Raw genomic sequence first — 26,977 nt, 5'->3', positions numbered from 1 at the left:
AGGGAGCCGCCGATGCGCACCGTCACCGGAGCCGAGCTGAAGTCCGTCCTGCACTTCCGCATGCTGATCGAACGCATGCGGCAAACCTTCCGCGCCGGGGTCGAGGTGCCGCTGCGGCACCACCACACGGTCGAGACCTACGGCCAGAGTGACGGCACGCTGCTGCTGATGCCGGCCTGGCAGGTCAACCAGTCCATCGGCGTCAAGGTGGTCACCGTCTTCCCCGACAACGGGGCCAAGGATCTGCCGGCGGTGCAGGGCGTCTACCTGCTGATGGACGGCAAGACGGGGATGCCCCAGGCGGTTCTGGACGGCACCGCCCTCACCAAGCGGCGCACCGCGGCGGCCTCCGCGCTCGCCGCCTCCTACCTCGCGCGGCCCGACTCGGAACGGTTGCTGATGGTCGGCACCGGGGCTCTGGCGCCCGAGCTGATCGAGGCCTTCGCCACCGTCCTGCCGATCAAGCATGTGCTGGTCTGGGGCCGCAGCCTCGACAAGGCGAAGAAGGTGGCCAGCCGCTTCCACCGCCCGAAGTTCCGCATCGAGGCCACGGCCGACCTGGAGGGGGCGGTGCGCGGCGCCCAGGTGATCTCCTGCGCCACGCTGGCGAAGGAGCCGCTGATCCGCGGCGAGTGGCTCCAGCCGGGCGCGCACCTCGACCTCGTCGGCGGCTTCACCCCGGAGATGCGCGAGGCGGACGACGACTGCATCCGCCGCTCCCGCGTCTTCGTCGACACGCGCGAGGGGGCCTGCAAGGAAGCGGGCGACATCGTGCAGCCGATGAAGGCCGGCATCCTGACCGACGCGGACATCGCCGGCGACCTGTACGACCTGACCCGCGGCCAGCGCGCCGGGCGCCGCTTCTACGACCAGATCACCCTGTTCAAGTCGGTCGGCACCGCGTTGGAGGACCTCTGCGCCGCCCAGCTGGCGGTGGAGATGGTGATCCACAACGACACGATCCGTTAAGGCGCTTTCCCATCATGACTCTCCGCATCACCGTCGTCGGCGCCGGCATCATGGGGCTGTGCACCGCCTGGGCGCTGGCCCGCGCCGGGCACGAGGTCGCCGTCTTCGACCAGGGCCAGGTGCCCAACCCCTTCGGCAGCTCCGTGGACCAGCACCGGCTGTTCCGCCACGCCTACGGCACCAGCGCCGGTTACGCCCGCATGGCCGACACGGCCTTCCAGGCGTGGGAGCGGCTGTGGACCGACCTGGGCGAGCGGCTGCTGGTCCCCAGCGGCACGCTCTGCACCGCCTCGGCGGAGGACGGGCGGCGCTGGCTGGCCGACAGCGTCGCGGTGCTGGAGTCGCTGGGCCACCCCGTCCGCCGCCTGACCCCGGCGCAGATCGCCGCGGAATTCCCGCTGGTCGACGCCAACGCCGTGGCGGAGGGGCTGCATCTGGAGTCGGGCGGCGTGCTGCTCGCCGGGCGCATCGTGGAACTGCTCAGCCACCATCTGAACGCGCTGGGGGTGACGGTCCACGCGCGTGCCCCCGTGACGGCGATCGATGCCGAGCGTGCCACCGTGACGCTCGCCGATCGCCGGACCATCGGCGCCGACGCGCTGGTGGTCGCCGCCGGGGCCTGGGTGACCAAGCTGCTTCCGGAAACGGCGGCGCGCCTGACCCCGTCGCGGCAGGTCGTGGCCTACTTGATGCCGCCGGAGGGCCTGCGCGGCGTCTGGGCCAAGGCGCCCATGCTGATCGACGCCGATGGGGAGAGCGGGGTCTACGTCGTTCCCCCGGTGGCCGGCACGACGATGAAGGCGGGCGACCACCGCTTCTCGCGCGTCGGCGACCCGGACACCGAGCGCGATCCCGATCCGGACGAGGCGCGCGACGTGCTGGACCGCGCCCGCCGGGTGCTGGCGGACGGCCACCGCTACAGCCTCGCCAACGCCGCGACCTGCTTCTACACGGTGACCGACGACGAGCGCTTCGTGGTCGAGCCGCTGTCCGCCCGCTGCTGGCTGATGAGCGCCTGTTCCGGCCACGGCTTCAAGTTCGCCCCGGCGCTGGGCGAGGCGCTGGCGGGCGCCATCGCCGATCCGGCGCGGGCGTCCGAACTGCCTGATTGGGCCGCCGGGCGCTGAGCGCCCTCCCGAAACCGGCGGAACGGTGCGGCTCCACCCCTGTTGAGAGGGCAATCAGCCTGTGTTGGCTGAAGCCTTACCGACAGGGAGTGACGCATCCATGGCCGACGAACCTCGCAAAGTGGGTGTCTACGACACGGACGGCAACCGGACGGCGACGGGCGGTGCGGCCGGCTCCATGAACTGGTGGGTCATCGCGCTGGTCGTGCTGGTGGTCCTCGCCCTCCTCTATTTCTTCCTCTGAGTCCGGACCGCGTCCGGATCGGACCAGCACAGGAGCGGGTTCATGAACAAGAAGACCATTGTCGCGCTGTACGACGATCTGTCCGGCGCCGAACGCGCGCTGAGCGAACTCGAAGCCGCCAATCTGCGGCAGGACTTCACCATGATGGGCGCCGACAGCGCGAAGCTGGGCTCCTCGGCCAGTCTGGCCACCGAGAACCGGCTGGAAAGCTGGCGCCACGCCGCCGACTTCGGGGAGGACCCGAATTTCGACGCCCGCGACCGCCGCGTCTCCATGCTGACCGGCATCGGCGTGACACGGGAGGACGCGGACGTCTTCGCCGAGGGTGTGCGCCGCGGCGGCGTGCTGCTGGTCGGCCGGGTCGAGGAGTCGATGTGCGACTCCGCGCTGGCCGTCATGCAGCGCCACGGCTCGGTGAACATCCCCGGCCGGGCGCAGGGCTACCGCGAGGCCGGCTGGAGCGGCTATGACGCCGCCACCGCCGATTACGACAGCGATCAGGCCGCCGAAGAGCGCCGCCGCGCCGCCGCCGCCTCGCTGCGCGACGTCAACACGCAGGGGGCCAACCCGGCGGCAGGCGCGCCGGCGGCCACGCCGATCGCGACTCCGATGGGCACCCCGGCGACTCCGCCGACCGGCCGCGTCGACGTGAACCGCGAATAGCGGTTCCGGCCCACTCTCCGGTCCCCGGAAGTCTGGTGATTGGCGCCGGCCCTTGTTAGGCTGCGCGCCATCACCACCTTCCAGGGTCCGGAGAGCCGTTTTTCCATGAGCACGCCCAGCATCGCGCCCGCCTCGCGCATCTTCTGCGCCGTCGACACGACCGACCTCGACACCGCCCGCGACCTCGGTCGGCGGATCGCGGGGGTGGTCGGCGGGATCAAGCTGGGGCTGGAGTTCTTCATCGCCCATGGTCCGGCGGGCATCCGCGCGGTGATCGGGGAGGACGGCCCGCCGCTGTTCCTCGACCTCAAGCTGCACGACATCCCCAACACGGTGGCGGGCGGCATCCGGGCGGCGCTGCCGCTGAAGCCCGCCTTCCTGACCATCCACACCTCCGGCGGCCCGGCGATGATGCGCGCGGCGGCGGAGGCGGCGGCCGGCGCCGGCGCGGACCGCCCGAAGATCCTCGCCGTCACCGTGCTGACCAGCATGGACGCCGCCGACCTCCAGGCCGTCGGGCAGAGCGTCCCGGTGGCCGATCAGGTGAAGCGGCTGGCGCTGCTCGCCAAGGAGTCGGGGGTGGACGGCGTCGTCTGCTCCCCCGCCGAGGTGGCGCTGATCCGCGCGGCCTGCGGGCCGGACTTCATCCTGATGGTGCCGGGCATCCGCCCCGCCTGGGCCGCCGCCAACGACCAGAAGCGCGTCATGACCCCCGCCGAGGCGCTGGCCGCCGGGGCGGACCATCTGGTCATCGGACGCCCGATTACCGGCGACGCCGACCCCGAAGCCGCCGCCCGACGCATCGTTTCGGAACTGTAAGGACCTGCCTCCATGCCCGTCAGCGTGAAGATCTGCGGCCTCACCGAGCCCCTGTCGCTGCACGCCGCCGTGGCCGGCGGGGCGCGCTACGTCGGCTTCGTCTTCTACCCGCCGAGCCCGCGCTCCATCGCGCCCTCCATGGCGGCGGAGCTGGCGCGGCTGGTTCCAACGGGCGTGCGCACGGTCGGGCTGTTCGTCGATCCCGAGAACGACTTCCTGGAGCATGTGGTCAGCCAAGTCCCCTTCGACCTGATCCAGCTCCACGGCAAGGAGACGCCGCGCCGCATCGCCGAGGTGAAGGCCGCCTCCAACATCCCGGTGATGAAGGCGATCAAGGTCGGCGGGCCGGAGGATCTGGCCGCCGCGTTGGAGGCCGCCGAGGTCGCCGACCGGCTGCTGTTCGACGCCAAGCCGCCGGCCAAGGTGTCGGCCCTGCCGGGCGGCAACGGCATCGCCTTCGACTGGACGCTGCTCGCCGGGCGGAGCTGGCCGAAACCCTGGATGCTGTCGGGCGGGCTGAAGCCGGAGAACGCGGCGGAGGCGGTGCGGACGACCGGCGCCCCGGCGCTCGACGTGTCGTCGGGGGTGGAGGACCGCCCCGGCCACAAGGACCCGGAACTGATCCGCCGCTTCCTGGACAGCGTGGCCGGGCTGTGACGCCGTGTCGCGGCGGCGCATTTGAATAAAATTTGATGTTGCCGTGGGGCTTTCCCTTTTGGCGGATGGGCACAACTTAATCGCACGACCGGGTTGCGGACCTGGGTTATGACTTCGTGCGATACTGTTGGCATCCATGGGCCGCGACCGGTGGATGTGTCCGAAGGGAAGCCCTGCAAGCCCGATGAGCAACTCGTCCGACTCACGCTCGCCATCCGACAGCCTCGGCCTCGTGCTCGACGAGCATTTGCGATGGATCGGGCAGTGGCACCGCGCGGTCTTCTTCCGCGGCGGCCAGGGGGGCGAGCGGGTGTCGGCCCCGGCCTCCTTCGCGGCGTGGTGCGTGGCGGTCAACGCCGACGATCTGGCCCACCAGCCCGCCGTGGAGAAGCTGGTCACCCTGCACGAGCAGATGCACCGCAAGGCCAAGCTGCTTCTGCTGAAGGCGGCCGGCGGCGAGAGCCCGAGCGAGGCCGATTATGAGGGGGTGATCGCCCGCTTCGAGGAGTTCGTCCTGCATCTGCGCCGGGTCGAGCGCGCCTTCGGCGCGGCGGCGAGCGGGCTGGACCCCCTGACCGGCCTGCGCACCCGCCGCGGCATGCAGGAGGCGCTGGAGCGCGAGCACAACCGCTTCCGCCGCAACGGCCCGGCCTTCTGCGTCGCCATCTGCGACATCGACCGCTTCAAAGGCATCAACGACACCTACGGCCACGACATCGGCGACCGCGTCCTGGCCGCCACCGCCGCCGCCATCAGCCGAGGCATCCGCAGCTTCGACGAGGCCTTCCGCATGGGCGGCGAGGAGTTCCTGATCTGCCTGAAGGAAACCGGCCTCGCCGAAGGCTTCCGGGTCATCGAGCGGCTGCGCGGCGAACTGGCGCGGACCCCGGTGACGCTGCCCGACGGGCGGCGGATCGCGGTCACCGCCTCCTTCGGGCTGGTCGAGGCCGGGGAGGATCTGCCGGTGGAGGAGATGGTGGTCTGCGCCGACCGCGCCCTCTATCAGGCGAAGAACAGCGGCCGCAACCGCGTGGTCCGCTACGGATTCGACCAGCCGGAGGGTGCGGCGGAGCGCTCGGCCCATCCCAACCGCCGCTGACCTGCGTCTTCCGACCGGCGCATCCGGCGGGATCGCTTAAGGGCGGCTTGGCCGAAGCGGGTCCGCCGGGTTAGGATCGGGGCCTAGACAGGCCGCGGCACGAGATCCATGCGCACCAACACCGAATTCCCCAATCTGTTCATCCTCGACCACCCGCTGATCCAGCACAAGCTGACGCTGATGCGGGCCAAGGAACGCTCCACCGGCGGCTTCCGCACCCTGCTGCGCGAAATCTCGCTGCTGATGGGCTATGAAATCACCCGCGACCTGCCCCTGACGACCGAGCGGATCGACACGCCGCTCCAGCCCATAGACGCGCCGGTGATCGCCGGCAAGAAGCTGGCCATCGTGCCGGTGCTGCGCGCCGGCCTCGGCATGGCCCAGGGCCTGCACGAGCTGGTGCCGTCGGCGCGCGAGGGGCACATCGGCCTCTACCGCGACCACGACACCAAGATGCCGCACGAGTATTTGGTGAAGCTGCCGGAGGCCGAAGGCCGCCTGTTCATCGTGGTGGACCCGATGCTGGCGACCGGCAATTCCGCCGTCCACGCCTGCGACGTGCTGAACCGCCACGGCGTCGACGACGAGAACATCCGCTTCATGGCGCTGGTCGCAGCCCCCGAAGGCATGCGCGTCTTCGCCGCCGCCCACCCGCGGGTGAAGGTCTTCACCGCCTCGCTCGACAGCCATCTGGACGAGAACGCCTACATCGTCCCGGGCCTGGGCGACGCCGGCGACCGCATGTTCGGCACCAAGTAGCCGGGACGGCGGCCGCATCCCTGTCATTCCGTCAGGGGGCAGGGGTGCGGCATGTTGTCATTGCGAGTTATTCGCACAGTGTGAGACCATAGGGCTCCCGTTCGACACATCCCTATGGGCGCAACCGGCCTTGACGACGGACACCCTCCACACCCCCGGCCCGGCCCCGGGCGGCCCGGTTCAGGCCGCCGGCTCCTGTTCCTCCCTGTGGCATCGCATCGGTTTCAGCGGCTGGACGCTGGCGACGCTGGTGATCGCGGCGCTGGTGGCCCTGCCGGTGCTGGCGGTGATCAGCCGCGTCTTCGTGCCGACGGACGGGGTGTGGCAGCATCTGGTCGACACGGTGCTGGCGGAGTATCTGCTGAACACCGTGCGCCTCGTCTTCGGGGTGGGGATGGGCACGCTGGTGATCGGGGTGGGCACCGCCTGGCTGGTCACCATGTGCCGCTTCCCCGGCAGCCGGGTTCTGGAATGGGCGCTGCTGCTGCCAATGGCGGTGCCGGCCTACGTCATGGCCTACGTCTACACCGACCTGCTCCAGTTCGTCGGCCCGGTGCAGACCGCGCTGCGCGAGGTCTTCCACTGGTCGCGCCGGGATTACTGGTTTCCCGACATCCGGACGCTCGAAGGCGCCGCGCTGATGATGACGCTGGTGCTGTACCCGTACGTCTATCTGCTGTCGCGCGCCGCCTTCCTGGAGCAGTCCGTCTGCGTGCTGGAGGTCAGCCGCACGCTCGGCCGCGGGCCGTGGCGCAGCTTCTTCACGGTGGCGCTGCCGCTGGCCCGCCCCAGCATCGTCGCCGGTCTGGCGCTGGTGCTGATGGAGGTTCTGGCCGATTTCGGCACGGTGCAGTATTTCGCGGTGAACACCTTCGTCACCGGCATCTACCGGACGTGGTTCGCCATGGGACAGCCGGTGGCGGCGGCGCAGTTGGCCGCCGTGCTGATGATGTTCGTCCTGGTTCTGGTGCTGATGGAGCGCTGGTCGCGCCGGCAGGCCCGCTACCACCACACCACCACCCGCTACCGCCGCCTGCCCAAGCATGAGCTGACGGGCTGGCGCGCCGCCGCCGCCATGACGGCGTGCGGCCTGCCGCTGCTGCTCGGCTTCCTGCTGCCCGCCGGGCTGCTGGTCCGCATGGCGGTCACCGCCGGGGATCAGGCCTTCGGACCGGTGTTCCTGACGCTGGCCCGCAACAGCTTCACGCTGGCGGCGCTGGCCGCGGTGCTGGCGGTGTCGCTGGCGCTGGTCCTGGCCTACGGGCAGCGGCTGCGCCCGACGCCGCTGCTCAAGGGCGCGGTGCGCGTCGCCGCCATGGGCTACGCCATTCCCGGCTCGGTGATCGCGGTCGGCGTGCTGATCCCCTTCGCCCATCTCGACAACGCCGTCGACGCCTTCATGCGCCAGACCTTCGGCGTGTCCACCGGCCTGCTGCTGAGCGGCACCATCGCGGCGGTGCTGTTCGCCTATCTGGTCCGCTTCCTGGCGGTGTCCTTCAACACGATCGAGGCCAGCCTGGGCAAGATCCGCCCGACGATGGACTTCGCCTCGCGGGTGCTCGGCCACACGGCGGGGCGGACGCTGATCCGGGTGCACGCGCCGATCATGTGGGGCAGCCTGCTGACCGCCGGGCTGCTGGTCTTCGTCGACGTGATGAAGGAACTGCCGGCGACGATGATCGTGCGGCCCTTCAATTTCGACACGCTGGCCGTGCGCGTCTACACGCTGGCCTCCGACGAGCGGCTGACCGAGGCCGCCACCGGGGCGCTGGCCATCGTGGCGGTCGGCATCGTGCCGGTGATCCTGCTCAGCTTGTCCATCAGCCGCTCCCGCCCCGGCCAGACCGACGAATGACGCTGTTGCCCCCGCCGCAACAGTGTTGAGCGGCGGTGGGGCTTTATCCGGTGCCCTGGAAAGAATACCTCTCTCTCAGCGATGTTGCCTGAGGAGAGCGTCCGATGACCGCCGAAACCGTTCGTCCCGTCCTGACCGCCGTCGAAGGCATGGAGGCGTCCGACGGGGCCGGCGTGCGCATGACCCGCATGGTCGGCACCCCGCGCCTGCGCATGCTCGACCCCTTCCTGATGCTGGACTATTTCGGGTCCGACACGCCGCAGGACTATCTGGCCGGCTTCCCCGACCACCCGCACCGTGGCTTCGAGACGGTCACCTACATGCTGGCCGGCCGCATGCGCCATTGGGACAACCACGGCCATGAGGGCGTGATCGAGACCGGCGGCGTGCAGTGGATGACCGCCGGGCGTGGTGTGATCCATTCCGAGATGCCGGAGCAGACCGAAGGGTTGATGAAGGGCTTCCAGCTCTGGATCAACCTGCCGGGACGGCTGAAGATGTCGGAGCCCGCCTACCAGGAGTTCGCCGCCGACCGCATCCCGGTCGAGACGCGCGAGGGCGGGACCACGGTGACGGTGATCGCCGGCACCACCGGGAACGGCACCGCCGGCCCGGTGCGCGGCGGCCCGACGGAGGCCCGCTACTTCGACGTCACCCTGCCGGCGGGTGCCGCCTTCTCCGAGCCGGTGCCCGCCGGTCACGCGGCGGCGCTGGTGGTCTTCGAAGGATCGGTGGTGGCGCCCGGCAGCTCCGTCCGGCTGGGCGGCCCGCGGGTGCTGGTGCTGGGTGAGGGCGACCGGGCGGAGATCACCGCCGGCCCGTCCGGGGCGCGCTTCCTGCTGCTCTCCGGCCGGCCGCTTGGCGAGCCGGTGGCCTGGGGCGGCCCCTTCGTCATGAACAGCCGCGAGGAGGTGATGCAGGCCTACCGCGACTACGAAGAGGGCAAGTTCTAAATCCACAAACAAAAAGGGCGCGTCTCCACCGCTGGGACGCGCCCCTTCGCTACGCCGGACGGTGGCTTACTTCCAGCCGGCGCGATCCATGATCTTCAGAGCCTCGGCGTTGTTCTTGCCGTAGACGGCGGCGTTCAGCGGGTCTTCCTTGAACTTGCCCCAGGTGACCAGCACCGGCGCGGTCTCGGCCCCGGCGACGATCGGGTACTCGTAGTTCTTTTCCGTGAACATCCTCTGGGCCTCGGGGCTGACCAGATACTCCAGGAACTGGACGGCCTGCTCCTTGTTCGGCGCGTTCTTCATGACGCCGGCGCCGGAGACGTTCACATGGGTGCCGCGGTCACCCTGGTTGGGGAAGATCACGCCCAGCTTCTCCGCGATGGCCTTGTCCTCCGGCTTGGTGGAGGAGGCGATGCGGGCGAAGTAGTAGGTGTTGGTCACGGCCACGTCGCCTTCGTTGGCGGCCACGCCCTTGATCTGGTCGGTGTCGCCGCCCTGCGGCTTGCGGGCCATGTTGGCGACGACGCCCTTGGCCCATTCCTCCGTCGCCTTCTCGCCATGGGCGGCGAGCAGCGAACCGACGAGCGACTGGTTGTAGACGCTGGTCGAGGAGCGGACGAGGACGCGGTCCTTCCACTTCGGGTCGGCCAGCTCCTCGTAGGTCTTGATCTCGTCCGGCTTCACCGAGGCCTTGTTGTAGACCAGAATGCGGGCGCGCTTGGAGATGCCGAACCAGTGGCCTTCCGGCTCGCGCAGGTGGGCCGGGATGGCCTCCTCCATGACCTTGGAGCGGGTCGGCTGGAGCAGGCCGGCCTCCTGGGCGCGCCACAGGCGGCCGGCGTCGACGGTGATGAACACGTCGGCGGGGCTGTTGCCGCCTTCGGTCTTCATCCGCTCGATCAGCTCCTCTTCCTTGCCCTCGATGACGTTGATCTTGATGCCGGTCTTCTTGGTGAAGGCGTCGTAGAGGTCCTTGTCCACATCGTAATGGCGCGCGGAGTAGATGTTCACTTCGGCGGCGCTGGCGAGACCCGTCATGGTCAGCAGCGTGGCGGCGAAGGTGGCGGCAAACACGCCGCGCGATCCGATGTGCATCCTCAGTGACTCCCGAATTCTTGCCGGTTCGCGCCCGCAATTGCGAAGCGTTCTCATGCGCCGACTTGACCATTCGGGGGGCGGGGTGTCAAGCGTGAACGATAAGCATTCTCAATATTCAAAAAGGATGCGGAGCCGAACGATCATCCGGGGCCAAGGCGCCAACCAAAGGTGTAAAGGCTTGTTCGACTTTGGGGTATGCCTATAATCCGTTCGCGTGACCCGCCGTCGGGCGGGGTTCGGGCGGATGATCGGGACGACAGATGGGGAGCGTCAGGATGCGTTGGACAGGTCTCTTCGCTTTTGGTGCGGCGCTGCTGTCCGCGCTGGCCGCCATGCCGGCCTCCGCCGTCGATTTCTCGAAATCCGCCGCCGAGTACGGCCCGGAGGGCGCCTGGACCAGCCGCTGCGAGATCGACCGGATGACCGACACCAAGGTCTGCCGGCTGATGAACTACCGGCTGTTCGACGACGGCAAGGAGGTCGGCTTTGTGGCGCTGAGCGTCATCCCGACCGGCAACGACTATCACCTGTTCCTGACGACCAGCCAGGGCATGATCGACAACTGCGCCATCCGCGTCGACCGCCAGCCGCGCATCGAGACGCAGATCGCCACGCTCAACATGTGCATGTTCCCGAACTTCGTGTCGGGCCGCGTGGTCGACCAGTTCCGCAACGGCTCCACGGTGCTGGTCCGCGTGAACTTCCTGCGCGCCGGCAAGCGCGACATCGACTTCCCGTTGAACGGCTTCTCGCGCAACTTCGAAGAGATGCAGCGCAGCCTGCAGTGACCGGAGGAACCGGACGGCATCAATGAAGAACGGCGCGGGGTGATCCGCGCCGTTTTTGTTTGTGCTCCGAGTTCCGGCCTCAGCGCCAGCCGCTGCGGCCCCGGCGGTCGTCCTCGTCGAACAGCTCGGCCAGCTTGTTCATCATGGTGCCGCCCAGCTGCTCGGCGTCCACGATGGTGACGGCGCGGCGGTAGTAGCGGGTCACGTCGTGGCCGATGCCGATGGCCACCAGCTCCACCGGCGAGCGGGTCTCGATGTACTCGATCACCTGCCGCAGGTGCCGCTCCAGATAGTTGCCGGCGTTGACCGACAGGGTCGAGTCGTCCACCGGCGCGCCGTCGGAGATCACCATCAGGATGCGCCGCTGCTCGGGCCGCCCGATCAGACGGTTGTGCGCCCACATCAACGCCTCGCCGTCGATGTTCTCCTTCAGGATGCCTTCGCGCAGCATCAGGCCGAGATTCTTGCGGGCGCGGCGCCAGGGCTGGTCGGCGTCCTTGTAGATGATGTGGCGCAGGTCGTTCAGGCGGCCGGGGTTGGCCGGCTTGCCCGAGGAGATCCAGTGCTCGCGCGCCTGCCCGCCCTTCCAGGCGCGGGTGGTGAAGCCCAGCACCTCCACCTTCACCGCGCAGCGCTCCAGCGTGCGGGCCAGGATGTCGGCGCTCATGGCGGCGATGGAGATCGGGCGCCCGCGCATCGAGCCGGAGTTGTCGATCAGCAGCGACACCACCGTGTCGCGGAAGTCCATCTCCTTCTCCTTCTTGAAGGAGAGGGGAAGGACCGGGTTCACGACGATGCGGGCGAGACGGGCGGCGTCGAGGATGCCGTCGTCCAGGTCGAACTCCCAGGACCGCTGCTGCTTGGCCAGAAGGCGGCGCTGCAGGCGGTTGGCCAGTTTGGAGATCACCCCCTGGAGATGGACGAGCTGCTGGTCCAGCATGTGGCGCAGCCGGGCCAGCTCCTCCGGGTCGCACAGCTCGGCGGCGTCGACAACCTCGTCGAAGCGGGTGGTGAAGGGCTTGTAGGCGTTGGGGTCGGGCTCGTTGCGGCCGCGCGCCTCCGGGCGCCAGGGCTGGCCGGGGCCGGCGGGCTCCTCCGCCCCTTCGCCCTGGCCCATCTCGGTGTCGCCCTCCTCGCCGGTGCCCTCCTCGGCCTGCTCGCCCTGGTCGGACTCCTGCGTCTCCTGCGAGGTCATCGACTCGGCCTGGCTCTGGGTGTCGTCCTCACCCTGGGTCTGGCCCTTGTTCGGCTCGTTCTCGTTCTCGCCGGAGTCGCGTTCGTCCTCCTCCGGCTCCTGCGGCTCGTCGGGGTCGTTGCCGACCTCCATGTCCAGCTCGGTCAGCAGCTTGCGCACGGCGCGGGCGTAGGCGTCCTGGTCGGCCATGTGGCCGGCCAGCCCGTGCAGGTCCTTGCCCAGCCGCTCCTCGATCCAGCCGCGCCACAGGCTGACCGCGTGCTCGGCGGCGGGGGGCGGGGCGGCGCCGGTCATCGCCTCGCGGGCGATCAGGCGCAGCACCTCGGGCAGGGGAACCTGCTCGCGCTCCTCCAGCCGGTCGAAGCCCTGCTTGTGGTAGCGCTCGTCCAGCGCCGCCTCCAGGTTGGCGGCGACGCCGGGCATGTGGCTGGCGCCCAGCGCCTCGCACCGGGCCTGCTCCAGCGCGTCGTAGGCGGCGCGGGCGCTGTCGCCCAGCGGCATGCGCTGGAGATGGATGGCGTTGTCGTGGAAGCGCAGCCGCAGCGACACGGCGTCCGCGGCGCCGCGCAACGTCGCGACGTCGTGCGGGTTCAGGTCGCGCGCCGGGGTGGGGATGCGCACGCGCAGGCCGGCGACGCCGGGCGGCTCGGTGGAGAAGCCCACCTGCACGTCGGCCCGGCGGGAGAGGGCCCGCACCGCGGCGGCGGTGGAGCGCTTGAAGGCCTCGACGGGGTTTTCACGATCGGTCATGGCGGGCTGTCGATAGAGTTGGGGAAGTGCGTAAACTTCACGGATTTCACGGATTTAGGCACGGATTACACGGATTTTTCCTTATGGGAGGACGCGCCGGACCGTCAGCCTCGGCGTGCCGAAATTCAGCAGAAGCCCGACCGGCATCCGGCTGGCCCTCAGGTAATTCACCACCTGCTTGATGTGCGGCTGGCCGATGGCCTCGGCGACCTTCAGTTCGACGATCACCTGATCTTCGACCACGATGTCCGCAAAATAGGTCCCGACGCTGCTGCCCTTGTAGGAGATGCCGAAAGGCACCTCCAACCCGACGTCCAGGTTGCGGCTGCGAAGTTCATGAACGAGGGCGTTCTGATAGACCGATTCGACAAAACCCTGTCCAAGCGTGTTGAAGACCTCGAAACCGGCTCCAATGACACGCTCGGTCAAGGCCTCAATTCTTTGGTCCAGAACGACCCTCATCCATGAAATCCGTGTTCAAATCCGCGTAATCCGTGAAGTCTTAGTGCTTCGGAATTGGGCAGGATGTTCACGCCCCGTCACACCAGGTTCGCCTGCACCCCCGTCTCCGGCAGCTCGGTGCCGAAGCAGCGCTGGTAGTATTCGGCGACGGTCGGCCGCTCCACCTCGTCGCACTTGTTCAGGAAGGTGATCCGGAACGCGAAGGCGATGTCGTTGAAGATGTTGGCGTTCTGCGCCCAGGTGATGACCGTGCGCGGGCTCATCACGGTGGAGATGTCGCCGTTGATGAAGCCGGCGCGGGTCAGGTCGGCCAGACGCACCATCGACGCCACGGTCTTGCGGCCGGCTTCGCTGTCGTATTCCGGCACCTTGGAGGCGACGATCTTCACCTCGGCGTCCACCGGCAGGTAGTTCAGCGTCGCCACGATGTTCCAGCGGTCCATCTGGCCCTGGTTGATCTGCTGCGTGCCGTGGTAGAGGCCGGTGGTGTCGCCCAGGCCGACGGTGTTCGCCGTGGCGAACAGGCGGAAGGCCGGGTGCGGGCGGATGACGCGGTTCTGGTCGAGCAGGGTCAGCTTGCCTTCCACCTCCAGCACGCGCTGGATCACGAACATCACGTCGGGACGGCCGGCGTCATACTCGTCGAAGACCAGCGCGCAGGCGTGCTGCAGCGCCCAGGGCAGGATGCCTTCACGGTATTCCGTCACCTGGACGCCGTCGCGCAGGACGATGGCGTCCTTGCCCATCAGGTCGATGCGGCTGATGTGGCTGTCCAGGTTGATGCGGATGCAGGGCCAGTTCAGGCGCGCGGCCACCTGTTCGATGTGGGTGGACTTGCCGGTCCCGTGATAGCCCTGGACCATGACGCGACGGTTGTAGGCGAAGCCCGCCAGGATCGCGAGCGTCGTGTCGCGGTCGAAGCGGTAGGCTTCGTCGATGTCCGGCACATGCTCCGTGCGCTGGCTGAAGGCCGGCACCTGCATGTCGCTGTCGATGCCGAACGCTTGACGCACCGACAGGGTGATGTCGGGAACGTGATCGAACAGGGCCGAGCTGGCCTGGGTGGCTCCTTGAGAAGGCATGGGAGGTTCTTATCGTTCCAACGTGTCTGTTGTCGGGGCCGCCCGGCCAATCTGGTCCGGCCAACCGTCGGGGTTACGCACCATAGCAGGCTTTCAGCGTGTTGTAGGCCTGATTGATCTCTTTCAACTTTTCTTCGGCCGCCTTGTCCCCGCCGTTGGCGTCGGGATGGTGGATTTTCACCAGCTCGCGGTAGCGCGCCTTGATGCGCGGGAAATCCACCGGCGGGGCGAGGTCGAGGATGACCAGCGCCTCCTCCTCCGCGTTGCGGGCCGCCTGCCGGCGCTGCTTGCTTTCCTCGGACTGGTCCTTGCCGGCCTCGCGCCCGAACTCGAAGCTGAAGCCGTGCATCGCGCGGTCGCGCAGGAACTTCTCCTGCACCCCCCAGAAGCCAAGCGGCCAGCTCGGCCGCTGCCAGGTGGTGTCGCGGCGGACCTCGGCCTCGATCTGCTCGGGCTTCATGCCGGCGTAATAGTCCCAGGCACGGTTGTATTCGCGCACATGGTCCAGGCAGAACCAGTAATAGTCGTTGAGCTGCCGGCGGCTCTTCGGCGCCCGGTACGCGCCCTCGCCGGCACAGCCCGGATGATCGCAGGCGCGCACGGCGGTGCGCGGCTGGTCGTAGCGGCTGAAGTCGTAGCGGGTGCGTGGCTTGCTCATGTGCGAAGTATGGGAAGAGGCACCCTTTCTGGCAAGCGCACGCAAGGGGGCGGTGCCGAACTGCGGAAAATGGCCGGTCTGCGGCATTGGCGGCTTGACGGGAGCGGTGCCGCGCCGTCACCTCAATCCCAAACCCGACTCCGCCCAAACGAAATGAGGACCCTCATGGAATACGCCACCCGCATGCGCCGGAAGCTGACCGACGCGCTGGCCCCCGAGCGGCTCGACATCCAGGACGACTCCGGCCGGCACGCCGGCCATGGCGGCGCCCACCCGGAGGGCGAGACGCATTTCCACGTCACCATCGTCTCCGCCGCCTTCGCCGGAAAGTCGCGCGTGGAGCGCCAGCGGCTGGTCTATGGTCTGTTGGCCCAAGAAATGGCGGAGCGTGTTCACGCCCTCGGCCTGACCACGCTGACCCCCGAAGAGGCTCGCTGACAGCAACGCCCACAAGAACGCCCGGCCGCCGCCCGTGCAGCAAGGGAAAAGCGCCACCGGAAAATGCATACATACGCATGCAACTACTAGAGGTTCTTTTCCGTCTTCAAACATAATTGGAGTGCGGCCGCGGTTGCAATTCTCGCTGTATTTAGTAGAGTGCAGCGCATGCAACCAATCAATGCGCCGTGGGCGATGCACTTTTCGCGCGTCGTCCGGCGGGTTCGTGGAGAGGGCGGCGTATGGCGAAGCGCGGGCCGAAGAAGCGGTTAACGGTAAATCCCACCGCGTGTGTGGAACCGCTGAAGAGCATGAACATCATGATTGCCGGGCGCCGCACGAGCATGCGTCTGGAGCCGACCATGTGGGACGCCCTGGAGGACATCGCCCGCCGCGAGGGCCTGACGGTCAACGGCCTCTGCACGCTGATCAAGGACCGGCTGGACGAGCAGATCCGGCGGCGCGGCCCGGGTGGAGACAACGCGGAGGTCACCCTGACCTCGGCGGTCCGCGTCTTCATCGCGGCCTATTTCCGCCGGGCCTGCACCGAGGACGGGCACGTCAAGGCCGGGCATGGCGGCGGCGATCCCTTCGTCGGCACGCCGTTCGACCTGCCGCCGCTGGACGAGCTGGATCATTCGGAGAGCGGAGCCGGAACCGCGGCGTCCGCCCTGCCGCCGGCGGCGAAGCCGATCGGGCCCAGCGAGAATTTGCGCTCCGCGCTGGACGCGTGACGGCCTGACCATCCCGGTTCGGGAAAAGAAAACAGGGGCGCGTCCATCGGGCGCGCCCTTTGCCGTCGTCCCCGATGATTGTTTATCCCCGGGGATCGTTTGTCCCCGGTGATCGTTCCCGGATGTCGGGTCGGCTGCCGTCTCAGTCCGCGGCGTCGCGGGGGCGGTCGCCAGTGTAGTGGTCGGGCCAGTTCTTCCGCACGACCTCGCCGTTGCTGTCGAAGATGTGGCAGGTGTTGAGCAGCACCGGACGCTTGGTGCGCAGCATGTCCTCCTTGCTGCCCGCCGCCTCGCCGCCGCCGGACGCCCGGGCCTTCTCGGCCTGCTCGCGCGCCAGGATGGGGTAGATGGTCTGGAAGGCGGTGGTGGCGACCGGCCCGAGAAGTTCCACCAGATGCGTGCAGCCCTGGATGCCGCCCAGCCGCTCCTTCACCGCGCGGGTCCAGCCCGGCCCGATCTTCAGCCCAACCAGCCGCTGGAAGTTGGGGGTGACGGAGCCGCAGGTGCGGTAGGGGCTCTTCTCCGTCACCGCCTCGACCGCGTGAACGGTCAGATCGTTGTCCACCGTCAGGCGAATCCACATGCCGTGCACCGGGTCGCCGGGAAGGATCTGACCGCGCTGCTCGGTGTGGAAGGCGTAGCTCTTCACATCGGTCAGATGGCCTTCGACGTCCCACATCCCATCGGTCCGCCGATAGCCCCGGCAGGTGACTTCCCGGGTGTGGATCGGTTCGCGTGCGGCGGGTTCGGACAGCGGCATGGGACTCTCTGACGTTCGGCCTAATTCGGATGGCCGTGTTGTTGGGGCGTACCCGGGAATATCGGTGGGGCCAGCGTTCAGGTCAAGCCGGCTTCGCCGCATTGCAGCATTACGCGCCCCATGGTTACGGGGGGACGCTGGCGGAGTAGTTCGACCCGAAGATGAAGGCCTCGCGGTCGCGGATCTCGTCCTCCAGATGGGCGCGGACCACGGCGAACAGGTCGCGGATGGAGACGATGCCCATCACCAGCCCATCCGATTCGCCGTCCGCGGTGACCGGCAGGTGGCGGTAGTGGTGGCGTTCCATCAGGTCCAGCGCCTCGTAGGCGTGGGCATCCGGCGCGAGCGTGTCGGGGGAGGCGGTCATCACCTCGGAGAGCCGGGTGGCCGCCGGGTCGCGGCCCGCCGCGACGACGCGGGCCGCGAGGTCGCGCTCGGTGAAGATGCCTTTCAGCGACCGGCCCCCCGTCGGCCGGTCCTGGGTGACCAGGAGGGCGGCGATGCGGCGCTCCGCCATCAGAACGGCCGCGTCCCGGACGCTGGCCTCCGGGGGCAGGCAGGCGAGCTGCTGGTCCTTGATGACGTCGGGGATGAGCTTGCGGTTCGGCACGTCCATTCTCCCTTTCTGGGGCGGCGCTCCGACGCATCTTGGACGCGAATCGGAACTGTCGTGAACTCTGACAGTTTGCCACCCCAACGGTCAAGGGATTATGGTGCACCGCATCAGCGGGCGACGGCATCCTCCAGTAGCGACCGGACCACCGCCGGATCGACGTCGCGCTGGGTGAAGGCGTCGCCCAACGCGCGCACCAGCACGAAGGTGATGCGCCCGTCCTTGACCTTCTTGTCCTTGGCCATGGACAGGATCAGCCCGTCGATGTCCCAGTCCACGCTGGGCACGTCGGTGGGGCGGACCGGCAGGCCGACGCGGGCCAGATGGGCGCGCGCCTTCTCGGCGTCCGCCTCCGGGCACAGCCCCAGCCGCACCGACAGGTCGAAGGCCAGGACCATGCCGATCGACACCGCCTCGCCGTGCAGCAGGCGGGAGCCGAAGCCGGTCGCCGCCTCCAGCGCGTGGCCGAAGGTGTGGCCCAGGTTCAGCAGGGCGCGGTCGCCGCTCTCCCGCTCGTCCACGCCGACGATGGCGGCCTTGGCCCGGCAGCTCTCCGTGACGGCGTGGCGTCGGGCGTCGCTGTCGCCGGCGACCACCCGCTCGCCGTTCTCCTCCAGCCAGGCGAAGAAGCCGGGCAGGCGGATCAGCCCGTACTTCACCACCTCGGCGTAGCCGGCCAGCACCTCGCGCCGCGGCAGGGTGTCCAGCGTGGCGGTGTCGGCGATGACCAGACGCGGCTGGTGGAAGGCGCCGATCAGGTTCTTGCCGTGCGGGCTGTTGATGCCGGTCTTGCCGCCGACCGAGCTGTCCACCTGGCTCAGCAGCGTGGTCGGCACCTGGATGAAGTCGATGCCGCGCAGCGCCGAGGCGGCGGCGAAGCCGGTGATGTCGCCGATCACCCCGCCGCCCAGCGCCAGCAGGACCGCCGACCGCTCGATCCCGCGCGCCAGGATGGCGTCCATCAGCCGCTCGAAATGGGCGATGTCCTTGGTCTTCTCGCCCGCCGGCAGGACGATGGCCTGGGTGGGCTCGATGCCGGCGGCGCGCAGCGTGCGCTCCAGGGTCGGCAGGTGCCGCGGGGCGACGTTCTCGTCGGTGACGACGATGGGCGCCTTGCCCCTGGTGATCGCGGCGATGCGCGGCCCGGCGCCGTCGAGCACCCGGTCGCCGACCAGGATGTCGTAGCTGCGCGGGCCGAGGTCGAGGCGGACGGTGTCGGTCACGGTGGCCGTGGGCATGTCTGAGGCGGGGGTGTCCGGAGAGGTCATGGCGGGATCAGGGCTTGTCATGGTGGTGGTGCGCCGGGTGGCGGTGATGATGGTGGTGCGAGTGGGGCAGGGTGATGCCGAAATGCGCCTCCAGCGCCTCGATCACCTGTTCCACGGTCGCCTCCGGCGGGCGCTCGTCGCTGATCACCGTCAGCTCGGCCTCGGCATAGACCGGGTAGCGGGCGGTCATCAGCCGGCTGAGAATCTCCTTCGGGTCGCCGGCGTTGAGCAGCGGGCGGTGGGTGCGCCGCGCCGTGCGGGCGAGCAGCACGTCCAGCTCGGCGCGCAGCCAGATCGACACCCCGTGGGCGCGGATGGCCGCCCGCGTCTCCGGGTCCATGAAGGCGCCGCCGCCGGTGGCCAGGATGTGCACCGGCTGTTCGGTCAGCAGCCGGGTGATGATCCGCCGCTCCACCGAGCGGAACACCGCCTCGCCGTCGCGGGCGAAGATTTCCGCGATGGAGCAGCCCGCCGCCGTCTCGATCTCCGTGTCGGCGTCGGTGAAAGGCAGGTGCAGCCGCGCCGCCAGCCGCCGCCCGATCGCGCTCTTCCCCGCGCCCATCAGGCCGACCAGCACCACCGTCCTCGGAAGGGTCTTCGACGGGTCCGGCGGCTGTCCCTGCGGTGATGGGCGGGCGGTCATGGTGCTGTCGACTTTCCTGAAGTGGTTCCGGCCTGTCGCGATGCCGGGGGCCGGTGTTCGATTCGGTCGCAGGGGACTCCGCATGTTGCGCGGCGGCGCCCCCGTGGCTAAAGTGGTACGTCCTGCGTTCATCGGCCATCGGGCCGGCGGTGCGGACGGTGTGCGATGATTAGCATGAAAGCGCACCCTTGTCCCAAGCCGCACGGACGCAGACCGTGATACAGCGCCGCCGTTCCTTCCACAAAAACACGACTCCGATCGCCATGAGCCGCGTCATCTCCGTTCTTTTCGTCCTGTTCCTCTTCGTCATCGGGGGTGGCATGGCCTTCCTTGCCTCCTGGGACATGCCGGCGCCGTCCAAGACGGTGGAAAAGGTCATCCCGGATGAGCGGTTCCCCCGCTGACGCCGGGGACGCCGCCGGGGACGCCGCTGGGCGCCGCCGCCGGTTCGCCGCTCCGCCACGGGGCGGAAGGGCCGGCGCCGGCGCCGTTTCCATGTTTGCCCTAGCCTCCCTCGGCTTGGTTTTGACCGGCGCCCTGACGGGTGCGGCAATGCCCGCGCTGGCCCAGGCCGTGCCCTCCGGGCCGCCGATCCGCCTGTTTCCGCCGCCGGAAAGGCCGGCCGCGCCCGAGTCCGATCCCGCCGTCCAGCCAGGGGCCGGGCGTGTGCTGGACGATCCGCTGGCCGCGCCGGGGCCGTCCGCCGCCCCGCTGTCCCTGACTCCGCCTCTCCACGCGCCGTCCTTCGACGTGGTGCCCACCGTGGCGCCGCCCTCGGCCATCGCGGTGGAGACGCTGGGGCCGCTGGACCCCGACGGCGCCGGTCCGCTGGCGGGGGCCGCCGGGCTGGGAAGCGACCCCTGGCGCGGCATCCCGCGCGCCGAGGTGCTGGCCCTGCTGCCGGAGCTGCCCACCCTCACCCCGTCGCCCGCCGTGAAGGAGCTGCAGCGCCGCCTGCTGCTCAGCCGCGGCTCGCCCGCCGCCGCTCCGGGCGAGCCCGAGCCCGCGCGCCGCTTCGGCGCGCTGCGGGTGGAGAAGCTGGCGGCCATGGGCGACCCGCGCGGGGCCGCCGACCTCGCCGCTCTGCTGCCCGAGGCGATGACCGCCGACGAGGTCGCCGCCCGCGCCCTGACCGACGCCGAACTGCTCGCCGGCCCGCTGGACTGCGCCGCCGCGACGGAGCGCGCCAAGCCCTTCTCCGGCCCCTACTGGCAGCGGGTGGAGTTGTTCTGCCGCCTGCGCGCCGGGCGGATCGGCACAGGGGCGCCGCTGGAGGAGGCCGGAGCCGCCCCGGCGGGGGACGATCTCGCCTTCGGGATGCTGCGCGAGCAGCCGGGCGGCGATCCCGATTTCCTGCGGGTGGCCGAGGCGATGGCCGGCGGTCCGGCGGTCCGGCCGCGCAGCCTGAAGGACCCCAGCCCGCTGACCCTGGCCGCCCTGCGGGCGCTCCAGGCCGGGCTGCCGCCGGACGTGCTGTCCCTGGCCGACCCGGCGCGGCTGGCCGCGGTGGCGTCCAACAACGGCACCGACCCGGCGACCCGCGTGACCGCTGCGGAGCGCGCCGCCGCCGCCCTGTTCCTCGATTCCCGGCGGCTGGCGGAGGCGTACCGCGCCGCGCCGGCCAAGGGCGACGAACTGCTGCGGCTGAAGGACGCCGCGGCCCGCGACCGCACGGCGCGCACCCGCGCCCTGGTGCAGCAGGCCATGCTCGCCGCCATGGGCGGCGGGCGGCGGGTGGAGCTGGCCGGGCTGGCGCTGGAGCTTCTCGACCCGCCGATGCTGGCTGGGCCGGTGGGGGCGGTGGTGGCCGACATGCTCGACACCCTGTCGCCGACCCCGGACGCCGCCGCCCTCGCCCCCGCCGCGGCGCGGCTCTGCTTCGCGCTGGGCCGGGCCGACAAGGGCAAGCGCTGGTACGACCTCGCCCTGCGCAGCCGTCCCACGGCGGAGGTGGCGCGGCTGTGGCCGCTCGCCGTCATCGCTCTGGGTCCGCCGCCGGGCGGCGGGGCGCTGGGCCTCGCCGGCTGGCTGGACGAATCGCTGCGCGGCGCCGATCCGGAAGCCCGTGCCCGCGTCGCCGGGCAACTGGCTCTGCTCCAGGCGCTGGGCCTCGCCATTCCGGAGGAGGCGTGGCGCCGGACCAGCGACCCCGAAGAGACAGCCTCCGCGCCGGCCGACACCCGCCCGCCCACCGCCGATCCCGCCCTGTGGCAGCGGCTGTCCGAGGCCTCCGCCGACCGGCGCGTCGGCGAGACGGCGCTGGCCGCCCTGCTGCTGCTCGGCAACGCCGGACCGGCGGGCACCCCGCCCGCGGTGGTGGCGCGGGTGGTGGCGGGCTTGCGCGCCGTGGGTCTGGACAGCGATGCCCGCGCCATCGCCCGTGAAGCCGCCGCGGCCCTGGCCGGATGAGTCCCATGCCCAAAACGACCCCGCCGAAAGCCCAGCCGAAGCGGCGCGGGCGCCCCTGCAAGCCGCGCCCGATCGCGGCCTCGCCCCACGTCGATGCCTTCCTGGACATGCTGACGGCGGAGCGCGGCGCCGCGCTCAACACCCGCATGGCCTATGAGCGCGACCTCGCCGACCTCGCCCTCTGGCTGGCCCAGCGCGGCCAGCCGCTGGAGAAGGCGGGGACGGAGGATCTGCGCGCCTACCTCGCCTTCCAGTATGTGGAGGGCGGGCAGAAGCCGGCGCCGCGCACGCTGGCCCGCCGCCTGTCGGCGATGCGCCAGTTCTACCGCTTCCTGGTCTCGGAAGGCCGGCGGGAGGACGACCCGGCCTCGGCGCTCGACAGCCCCAAGCAGGGCCGCCCGCTGCCCAAGATCCTGACGGTGGAGGAGGTCACCCGCATGATCGATTCCGCCCAGACCCGCGGCGGGCCGGAGGGGCTGCGGCTGGTCGCGCTGCTGGAGGTGCTCTACGCCACCGGCCTGCGCGTGTCGGAGCTGGTCGGCCTGCCGATGGCGGCCATCCTGCGCGACGGGCGCGGGCTGATCGTGCGCGGCAAGGGCGGGAAGGAGCGCATGGTGCCGCTGTCCGAACCGGCCTCCGCCGCGCTCGGCGCCTATCTGCCCTGGCGGAGCCACTTCATCCTGGCCGGGCGGGAGAACGGGCCGGTCGCCTTCCTCTTCCCGTCGCGCAGCTCCACCAACGGGCACCTGACGCGCCAGCGATTCGCCCAGCTCCTGAAGGAGCTGGCCATCGAATCGAACATCGACCCGGAGAAGGTCAGCCCCCACGTCCTGCGCCACGCCTTCGCCACGCACCTGCTGGACCGCGGGGCGGACCTGCGCTCGGTCCAGAAGATGCTGGGCCACGCCGACATCGCCACCACGCAGATCTACACCCACGTGGTGTCGGAGCGGCTGAAACAGGTCGTGCACGAGCATCACCCTCTGGCCCGACGAAAAACCATTCGTACGCAATAGCGTTGCGCGCAGAAGGGGTGTCTCTTTCAAAAGATACCAATCCGGCTATGGCGGCTCCTCCCGCTGTGGTATAGCCCTTGATCCAATGGGGTTGGTAGGCGCGGGCGCGCCGGGCCGCCCTCGCGACGAACAGGGGGAACCGCATGGCCATGACCATCTCCGGGCTTGAGATCCTGGGTCCGATCACGCCGGGCGTCGAGACGATCCTGACGCCGGAGGCGCTGGCCTTCCTGGCGGAGCTGGAGGGACGGTTCGGGTCGGAGCGGTTGCGCCTGCTCGACGTGCGGAGGAAGCGGCTGGCGCTGATCGAGAAGGGCCACAAGCCGGATTTCCTGCCGGAGACCCGGGCCATCCGCGAGGCCGACTGGACCATCGCGCCGCTGCCGCACGACCTGCTCGACCGCCGGGTGGAGATCACCGGGCCGGTGGAGCGCAAGATGATCATCAACGCGCTGAATTCCGGCGCGAAGGTCTTCATGGCGGACTTCGAGGATTCGAGCTGCCCGTCCTGGGCCAACCTGATCGACGGGCAGGTCAACCTGCGCGACGCCGTGCGCCGGACCATCGCCTTCGACGATCCCGCGTCGGGGAAGAAGTACCGGCTGAACGACAAGACCGCCGTCCTCAAGGTCCGCCCGCGCGGCTGGCATCTGGCGGAGAAGCACGTCACCCTCGACGGCGAGCCGGTGTCCGGCGCGCTGTTCGACTTCGCCCTCTACGCCTTCCACAACGCGACGGAGCTGCTGGCCCGCGGCTCCGGCCCCTATTTCTACCTGCCGAAGCTGGAGAGCCATTTCGAGGCGCGGCTGTGGAACGAGGTGTTCTCGGTCGCCGAGGATTATCTCAGGATCCCGCACGGCTCGATCAAGGCGACCGTGCTGGTGGAGACCATCCTGGCCGCCTTCGAGATGGACGAGATCCTCTATGAGCTGCGCGACCATTCCGCCGGGCTGAACTGCGGGCGCTGGGACTACATCTTCAGCTTCATCAAGACCTTCCGCAACGACCCCGCCGCCGTCCTGCCCGACCGGGCGGAGGTGACGATGGCCACGCCCTTCCTGCAGTCCTACAGCCTGCTGGCGGTGAAAACCTGCCACCGCCGCGGCGCCCCGGCGATCGGCGGCATGGCCGCCTACATCCCGGTGAAGGACGATCCCGCGGCCAACGAGGTCGCCTTCTCTAAGGTCCGCGCCGACAAGGAACGGGAGGTGTCCAACGGCCATGACGGCACCTGGGTGGCCCACCCCGGACTCGTCCCCGTCGCGCGGGAGGTGTTCGACGCCTACATGGGCAAGCCCAACCAGATCGACCGCAAGCGCACCGACGTCAGCGTGACCGCCGCCGACCTGCTGGCCGTCCCGGACGGGCCGAAGACGGAGCGCGGCCTGCGCAACAACGTGGCCGTCGCCATCGGCTATCTGGAGGCCTGGCTGCGCGGCGTCGGCTGCGTGCCGCTGTTCAACCTGATGGAGGACGCCGCCACCGCGGAGATCAGCCGCACCCAGCTCTGGCAGTGGGTCCATCACGGCGCCAGCCTCGACGATGGGCGCCCGGTGACCATGGAACTGGTGGACGAGACCATCGCCGAGGAGTTGGCCGCCTGGAAGGCCCGCGTCGGCGACCGCGCCTTCGACCATGGCCTGTACGAGGACGCCGCGGTGATGCTCCGCGACCTCGTGGAGCGCGACGACTTCGTGGATTTCCTGACCCTGCCGGCCTACGACCGCATCGTCGCGCAGGGGGCGTGAGGCCCCCACCCTAACCCTCCCCCGCTGCGCAGGGGAGGGGACTGCCGCCGCTTCGCGATCATCTCCCTGCCCTGCGAAGCGGGGGAGGGCCGGGGTGGGAGCAACACGCACGCGTTTTCCCAACCTGCCCGACCGGCTTGGCAAAGGGCGCCGGCTTCGCCATGTTCGCTGGCCCGTCCGCGTCCCGAGCCAGAGGTTCCGTTCCCGTGTCCACCCCCTCCATCGTTCCGCCGGCCTCGCGCGGGGCCGAGTCGCTCGCGCTTCTGCTTCTGGTCGGCGGCTTGATCGGGGTGATCTTTCCGGTCACCAAGATCGCGCAGGCGGCCGGCGTGCCGCCGCTGCCCTGGGCCTTCTCGATGATGCTGGGCGCCGGGGTGATCCTGGCCGGGCTGGCGCGTTTCAAACGGCAATCGATGCCCCTGACCGGGCGGTACCTGCGCTACTTCGCGGTGTCGGGGCTGCTGTCCATGGCGCTGCCCAACGTGGTGCTGTTCTTCGTCATGCCCTGGCTGGGGGCCGGGCTGTCGGCGGTGGTCTACACGCTGCCGCCGATCCTGACGCTGCTGATGGCCGTGGCGGTGCGGATCGAAACGCCCGACCGCGGGCGGGTGGCGGGCATCCTGCTCGGATTCGTCGGCGCGCTGATGATCGTCGGGCCGCGCGGCAGCCTGCCTTCGCCCGATCTGGCGGGCTGGATGGCGCTGGCCTTCGTCATGCCGGCCGCGGTCGCGGCGGGCAACGTCTACCGCACCGTGGCCTGGCCGCCGGGGGGCCAGCCGGTGGCGCTGGCCGCGGGCACCATGCTGGGCGGGGCGGCCTGGGTGGCGCTCGCCCTGCTCGGCACCGGGGCGGTGACGGAGCTGCCGGCGCTGGGTCTCGCGCCCGGACTGGCCCTGCTCCAGATCGCGGTGACGGCGCTGACCTACGTGCTGTATTTCCGCCTCCAGGTCGTCGCCGGGCCGGTCTATCTCAGCCAGATCGGCTATGTGGCGACCTCGGTCGGGCTGGGCACCGGGACGCTGCTGTTCGGGGAGCGCTATTCCCCCTGGGTGTGGGGCGGGGCGGCGGTGATCGTCCTGGGCGTGCTTCTGGTCAGTTTTGGCCGGCGATTCGCGCGATAAGCTGTGGCATCGCCGCCGCGCACCGTGGTACCAAGGCCGGTCCGCGACGTCCGCGTCCTATCCTATTCGGTCCGTGATCCTTCCGGCATGCAAACCTTCCTGGAATTCGAAAAGCCGATCGCCGAGCTTGAAGGCAAGATCGAGGAACTGCGCCACCTGACCAACGCCGGCGACATCAACATCGCCGACGAAGTGACGAAGCTGCAGACCAAGGTCGACAAGCTCCTCCGGCAGACCTACGCGAAGCTCACCCCGGCGCAGAAGGTGCAGGTGGCCCGCCACCCCAACCGTCCGCACTGTCTGGACTATGTGAAGGGGCTGATCGACGACTTCACGCCGCTGGCCGGCGACCGCGGCTTCGCCGAGGACCGCGCGGTCATCGGCGGGTTGGGCCGCTTCCGCGGCCGCTCGGTCGTGGTGATCGGGCAGGAGAAAGGCCACGACACCGAAACGCGCGTGCGCCACAACTTCGGCATGGCCAAGCCCGAGGGCTACCGCAAGGCCCAGCGCCTGATGGACCTCGCCGACCGCTTCAAGCTGCCGGTCGTCTCGCTGGTCGACACCGCCGGCGCCTTCCCCGGCGTCCAGGCGGAGGAGCGCGGCCAAGCCGAGGCCATCGCCAAGAGCATCGAGCGCTGCCTGCGCCTGACCGTGCCCATGGTGGCCGCGGTGATCGGCGAGGGCGGCTCCGGCGGCGCCATCGCCATCGCGACGGCCGACCGGGTGCTGATGCTGGAGCACGCCATCTACTCCGTCATCTCGCCGGAGGGCTGCGCGTCGATCCTGTGGCGCAACCCCGACATGGCCGGCGAGGCCGCCGTGGCGCTGCGCCTGATCAGCCACGACCTCAAGGAACTCGGCGTCATCGACCGGGTGGTGAGCGAGCCGATCGGCGGCGCCCACCGCGACCCGGCGGAGACGGTCAAGGCGCTCGGCGACGCCATCGAGGAGTCGCTGGGCGAACTCGACGGGCTGGACGGCGAGGCGGTCCGCGCCCAGCGCCGCCAGAAGTTCCTCGACATGGGCCAGAAGGGCCTGGGGTAAGACGC

At 69.9% G+C, this 26,977-nt stretch carries 28 protein-coding genes; 19 read left to right on the top strand and 9 right to left on the bottom strand.

Annotated elements, in window-relative coordinates:
- The first annotated feature begins 12 nt into the window (after positions 1 to 12).
- From ABVN73_RS11215 to ABVN73_RS11170, 10 genes are all read left to right on the top strand, one after another.
- Complete coding sequence (locus ABVN73_RS11215) at positions 13 to 969, top strand: ornithine cyclodeaminase family protein (RefSeq protein ID WP_353858059.1); 957 nt, start codon at positions 13 to 15, stop codon at positions 967 to 969.
- 14 nt (positions 970 to 983) lie between these two features.
- Positions 984 to 2,096: an FAD-dependent oxidoreductase gene (locus ABVN73_RS11210; RefSeq protein WP_353858058.1), complete on the top strand. Its 1,113-nt coding sequence runs from the start codon at positions 984 to 986 to the stop codon at positions 2,094 to 2,096.
- A 100-nt stretch (positions 2,097 to 2,196) separates the two neighbouring features.
- Positions 2,197 to 2,340 (top strand): hypothetical protein, encoded by a 144-nt coding sequence (locus ABVN73_RS11205; protein WP_014239243.1) that lies wholly within the window; start codon positions 2,197 to 2,199, stop codon positions 2,338 to 2,340.
- A gap of 42 nt (positions 2,341 to 2,382) precedes the next feature.
- Positions 2,383 to 3,003: a hypothetical protein gene (locus tag ABVN73_RS11200; RefSeq protein WP_353858057.1), complete on the top strand. Its 621-nt coding sequence runs from the start codon at positions 2,383 to 2,385 to the stop codon at positions 3,001 to 3,003.
- A gap of 105 nt (positions 3,004 to 3,108) precedes the next feature.
- Positions 3,109 to 3,822, top strand: coding sequence for an orotidine-5'-phosphate decarboxylase (gene pyrF, locus ABVN73_RS11195; RefSeq protein ID WP_353858056.1), 714 nt, complete (start codon positions 3,109 to 3,111; stop codon positions 3,820 to 3,822).
- A gap of 12 nt (positions 3,823 to 3,834) precedes the next feature.
- Positions 3,835 to 4,479: a phosphoribosylanthranilate isomerase gene (locus ABVN73_RS11190; RefSeq protein ID WP_353858055.1), complete on the top strand. Its 645-nt coding sequence runs from the start codon at positions 3,835 to 3,837 to the stop codon at positions 4,477 to 4,479.
- A 184-nt stretch (positions 4,480 to 4,663) separates the two neighbouring features.
- Positions 4,664 to 5,578, top strand: a complete 915-nt coding sequence (locus tag ABVN73_RS11185) for a diguanylate cyclase (protein WP_353858054.1) — start codon at positions 4,664 to 4,666, stop codon at positions 5,576 to 5,578.
- A gap of 108 nt (positions 5,579 to 5,686) precedes the next feature.
- Positions 5,687 to 6,337, top strand: coding sequence for a uracil phosphoribosyltransferase (gene upp / locus ABVN73_RS11180; protein ID WP_353858053.1), 651 nt, complete (start codon positions 5,687 to 5,689; stop codon positions 6,335 to 6,337).
- A gap of 130 nt (positions 6,338 to 6,467) precedes the next feature.
- On the top strand, positions 6,468 to 8,192 hold the full coding sequence (locus ABVN73_RS11175) for an iron ABC transporter permease (protein WP_353858052.1): 1,725 nt from the start codon (positions 6,468 to 6,470) through the stop codon (positions 8,190 to 8,192).
- A 104-nt stretch (positions 8,193 to 8,296) separates the two neighbouring features.
- A complete protein-coding gene (locus ABVN73_RS11170; protein WP_353858051.1) occupies positions 8,297 to 9,145 on the top strand; it encodes a pirin family protein in 849 nt (282 codons plus the stop codon).
- Between the two features lie 66 nt (positions 9,146 to 9,211).
- Here the strand turns inward: ABVN73_RS11170 and ABVN73_RS11165 are convergent, their stop codons facing one another.
- On the bottom strand, positions 9,212 to 10,240 hold the full coding sequence (locus tag ABVN73_RS11165; protein ID WP_353858050.1) for a Fe(3+) ABC transporter substrate-binding protein: 1,029 nt from the start codon (positions 10,238 to 10,240) through the stop codon (positions 9,212 to 9,214).
- 278 nt (positions 10,241 to 10,518) lie between these two features.
- On the opposite strand from ABVN73_RS11165, the gene ABVN73_RS11160 reads away from it, so the two are divergent.
- The gene (locus ABVN73_RS11160) at positions 10,519 to 11,031 is read left to right on the top strand and encodes an invasion associated locus B family protein (RefSeq protein ID WP_353858049.1); all 513 of its coding nucleotides are present in this window, start codon (positions 10,519 to 10,521) and stop codon (positions 11,029 to 11,031) included.
- A gap of 79 nt (positions 11,032 to 11,110) precedes the next feature.
- Here ABVN73_RS11160 and cobT read toward each other — a convergent pair whose 3' ends face one another.
- The 4 genes from cobT to ABVN73_RS11140 form a co-directional block, all read right to left on the bottom strand.
- The gene (cobT, locus tag ABVN73_RS11155; protein ID WP_353858048.1) at positions 11,111 to 12,976 is read right to left on the bottom strand and encodes a cobaltochelatase subunit CobT; all 1,866 of its coding nucleotides are present in this window, start codon (positions 12,974 to 12,976) and stop codon (positions 11,111 to 11,113) included.
- An 81-nt stretch (positions 12,977 to 13,057) separates the two neighbouring features.
- On the bottom strand, positions 13,058 to 13,405 hold the full coding sequence (locus ABVN73_RS11150) for a GxxExxY protein (RefSeq protein WP_353858047.1): 348 nt from the start codon (positions 13,403 to 13,405) through the stop codon (positions 13,058 to 13,060).
- A gap of 110 nt (positions 13,406 to 13,515) precedes the next feature.
- Positions 13,516 to 14,520: a cobaltochelatase subunit CobS gene (gene cobS, locus ABVN73_RS11145; protein WP_353858046.1), complete on the bottom strand. Its 1,005-nt coding sequence runs from the start codon at positions 14,518 to 14,520 to the stop codon at positions 13,516 to 13,518.
- A 73-nt stretch (positions 14,521 to 14,593) separates the two neighbouring features.
- Positions 14,594 to 15,178: a DnaJ domain-containing protein gene (locus ABVN73_RS11140; RefSeq protein WP_353858045.1), complete on the bottom strand. Its 585-nt coding sequence runs from the start codon at positions 15,176 to 15,178 to the stop codon at positions 14,594 to 14,596.
- A gap of 165 nt (positions 15,179 to 15,343) precedes the next feature.
- On the opposite strand from ABVN73_RS11140, the gene ABVN73_RS11135 reads away from it, so the two are divergent.
- Both ABVN73_RS11135 and ABVN73_RS11130 read left to right on the top strand, forming a co-directional pair.
- Entirely contained in the window at positions 15,344 to 15,616 is a 273-nt protein-coding gene (locus tag ABVN73_RS11135) for a BolA family protein (RefSeq protein ID WP_014239259.1), read from the top strand.
- A gap of 311 nt (positions 15,617 to 15,927) precedes the next feature.
- The gene (locus ABVN73_RS11130; protein WP_353858044.1) at positions 15,928 to 16,350 is read left to right on the top strand and encodes a ribbon-helix-helix domain-containing protein; all 423 of its coding nucleotides are present in this window, start codon (positions 15,928 to 15,930) and stop codon (positions 16,348 to 16,350) included.
- 142 nt (positions 16,351 to 16,492) lie between these two features.
- Here ABVN73_RS11130 and ABVN73_RS11125 read toward each other — a convergent pair whose 3' ends face one another.
- The 4 genes from ABVN73_RS11125 to ABVN73_RS11110 all read right to left on the bottom strand — a co-directional run bounded on the left by ABVN73_RS11125 (position 16,493) and on the right by ABVN73_RS11110 (position 19,634).
- Positions 16,493 to 17,110, bottom strand: coding sequence for a DUF2889 domain-containing protein (locus ABVN73_RS11125; RefSeq protein ID WP_353858043.1), 618 nt, complete (start codon positions 17,108 to 17,110; stop codon positions 16,493 to 16,495).
- A 124-nt stretch (positions 17,111 to 17,234) separates the two neighbouring features.
- A complete protein-coding gene (locus ABVN73_RS11120; protein WP_353858042.1) occupies positions 17,235 to 17,726 on the bottom strand; it encodes a CBS domain-containing protein in 492 nt (163 codons plus the stop codon).
- A gap of 107 nt (positions 17,727 to 17,833) precedes the next feature.
- Positions 17,834 to 18,961, bottom strand: a complete 1,128-nt coding sequence (gene aroB / locus ABVN73_RS11115; protein ID WP_353858041.1) for a 3-dehydroquinate synthase — start codon at positions 18,959 to 18,961, stop codon at positions 17,834 to 17,836.
- Positions 18,962 to 18,998: 37 nt separating this feature from the next.
- A complete protein-coding gene (locus ABVN73_RS11110; protein WP_353858040.1) occupies positions 18,999 to 19,634 on the bottom strand; it encodes a shikimate kinase in 636 nt (211 codons plus the stop codon).
- 263 nt (positions 19,635 to 19,897) lie between these two features.
- Between ABVN73_RS11110 and ABVN73_RS11105 the strand changes: the two genes are divergently transcribed.
- From ABVN73_RS11105 to ABVN73_RS11080, 6 genes are all read left to right on the top strand, one after another.
- Positions 19,898 to 20,038, top strand: a complete 141-nt coding sequence (locus ABVN73_RS11105) for a hypothetical protein (protein WP_174452031.1) — start codon at positions 19,898 to 19,900, stop codon at positions 20,036 to 20,038.
- A 148-nt stretch (positions 20,039 to 20,186) separates the two neighbouring features.
- The gene (locus tag ABVN73_RS11100; protein WP_353858039.1) at positions 20,187 to 22,043 is read left to right on the top strand and encodes a hypothetical protein; all 1,857 of its coding nucleotides are present in this window, start codon (positions 20,187 to 20,189) and stop codon (positions 22,041 to 22,043) included.
- Positions 22,040 to 23,059, top strand: a complete 1,020-nt coding sequence (gene xerD, locus ABVN73_RS11095) for a site-specific tyrosine recombinase XerD (protein WP_353858038.1) — start codon at positions 22,040 to 22,042, stop codon at positions 23,057 to 23,059. The genes ABVN73_RS11100 and xerD overlap by 4 nt, the downstream gene beginning before the upstream one ends.
- A 143-nt stretch (positions 23,060 to 23,202) precedes the next feature.
- A complete protein-coding gene (gene aceB / locus ABVN73_RS11090; RefSeq protein ID WP_353858037.1) occupies positions 23,203 to 24,807 on the top strand; it encodes a malate synthase A in 1,605 nt (534 codons plus the stop codon).
- Positions 24,808 to 25,013: 206 nt separating this feature from the next.
- Positions 25,014 to 25,928 carry a DMT family transporter gene (locus tag ABVN73_RS11085; protein ID WP_353858036.1) on the top strand — a complete coding sequence of 305 codons (915 nt, stop codon included), beginning with the start codon at positions 25,014 to 25,016 and terminating at the stop codon, positions 25,926 to 25,928.
- A gap of 87 nt (positions 25,929 to 26,015) precedes the next feature.
- Positions 26,016 to 26,972, top strand: coding sequence for an acetyl-CoA carboxylase carboxyltransferase subunit alpha (locus tag ABVN73_RS11080; protein ID WP_353858035.1), 957 nt, complete (start codon positions 26,016 to 26,018; stop codon positions 26,970 to 26,972).
- Positions 26,973 to 26,977 lie beyond the last annotated feature (5 nt).

Source organism: Azospirillum formosense (assembly GCF_040500525.1).
Taxonomy (GTDB): domain Bacteria; phylum Pseudomonadota; class Alphaproteobacteria; order Azospirillales; family Azospirillaceae; genus Azospirillum; species Azospirillum formosense_A.
Note: the sequence above shows the minus strand (reverse complement) of the source record. Positions and strands in the feature narration are given on the sequence as shown.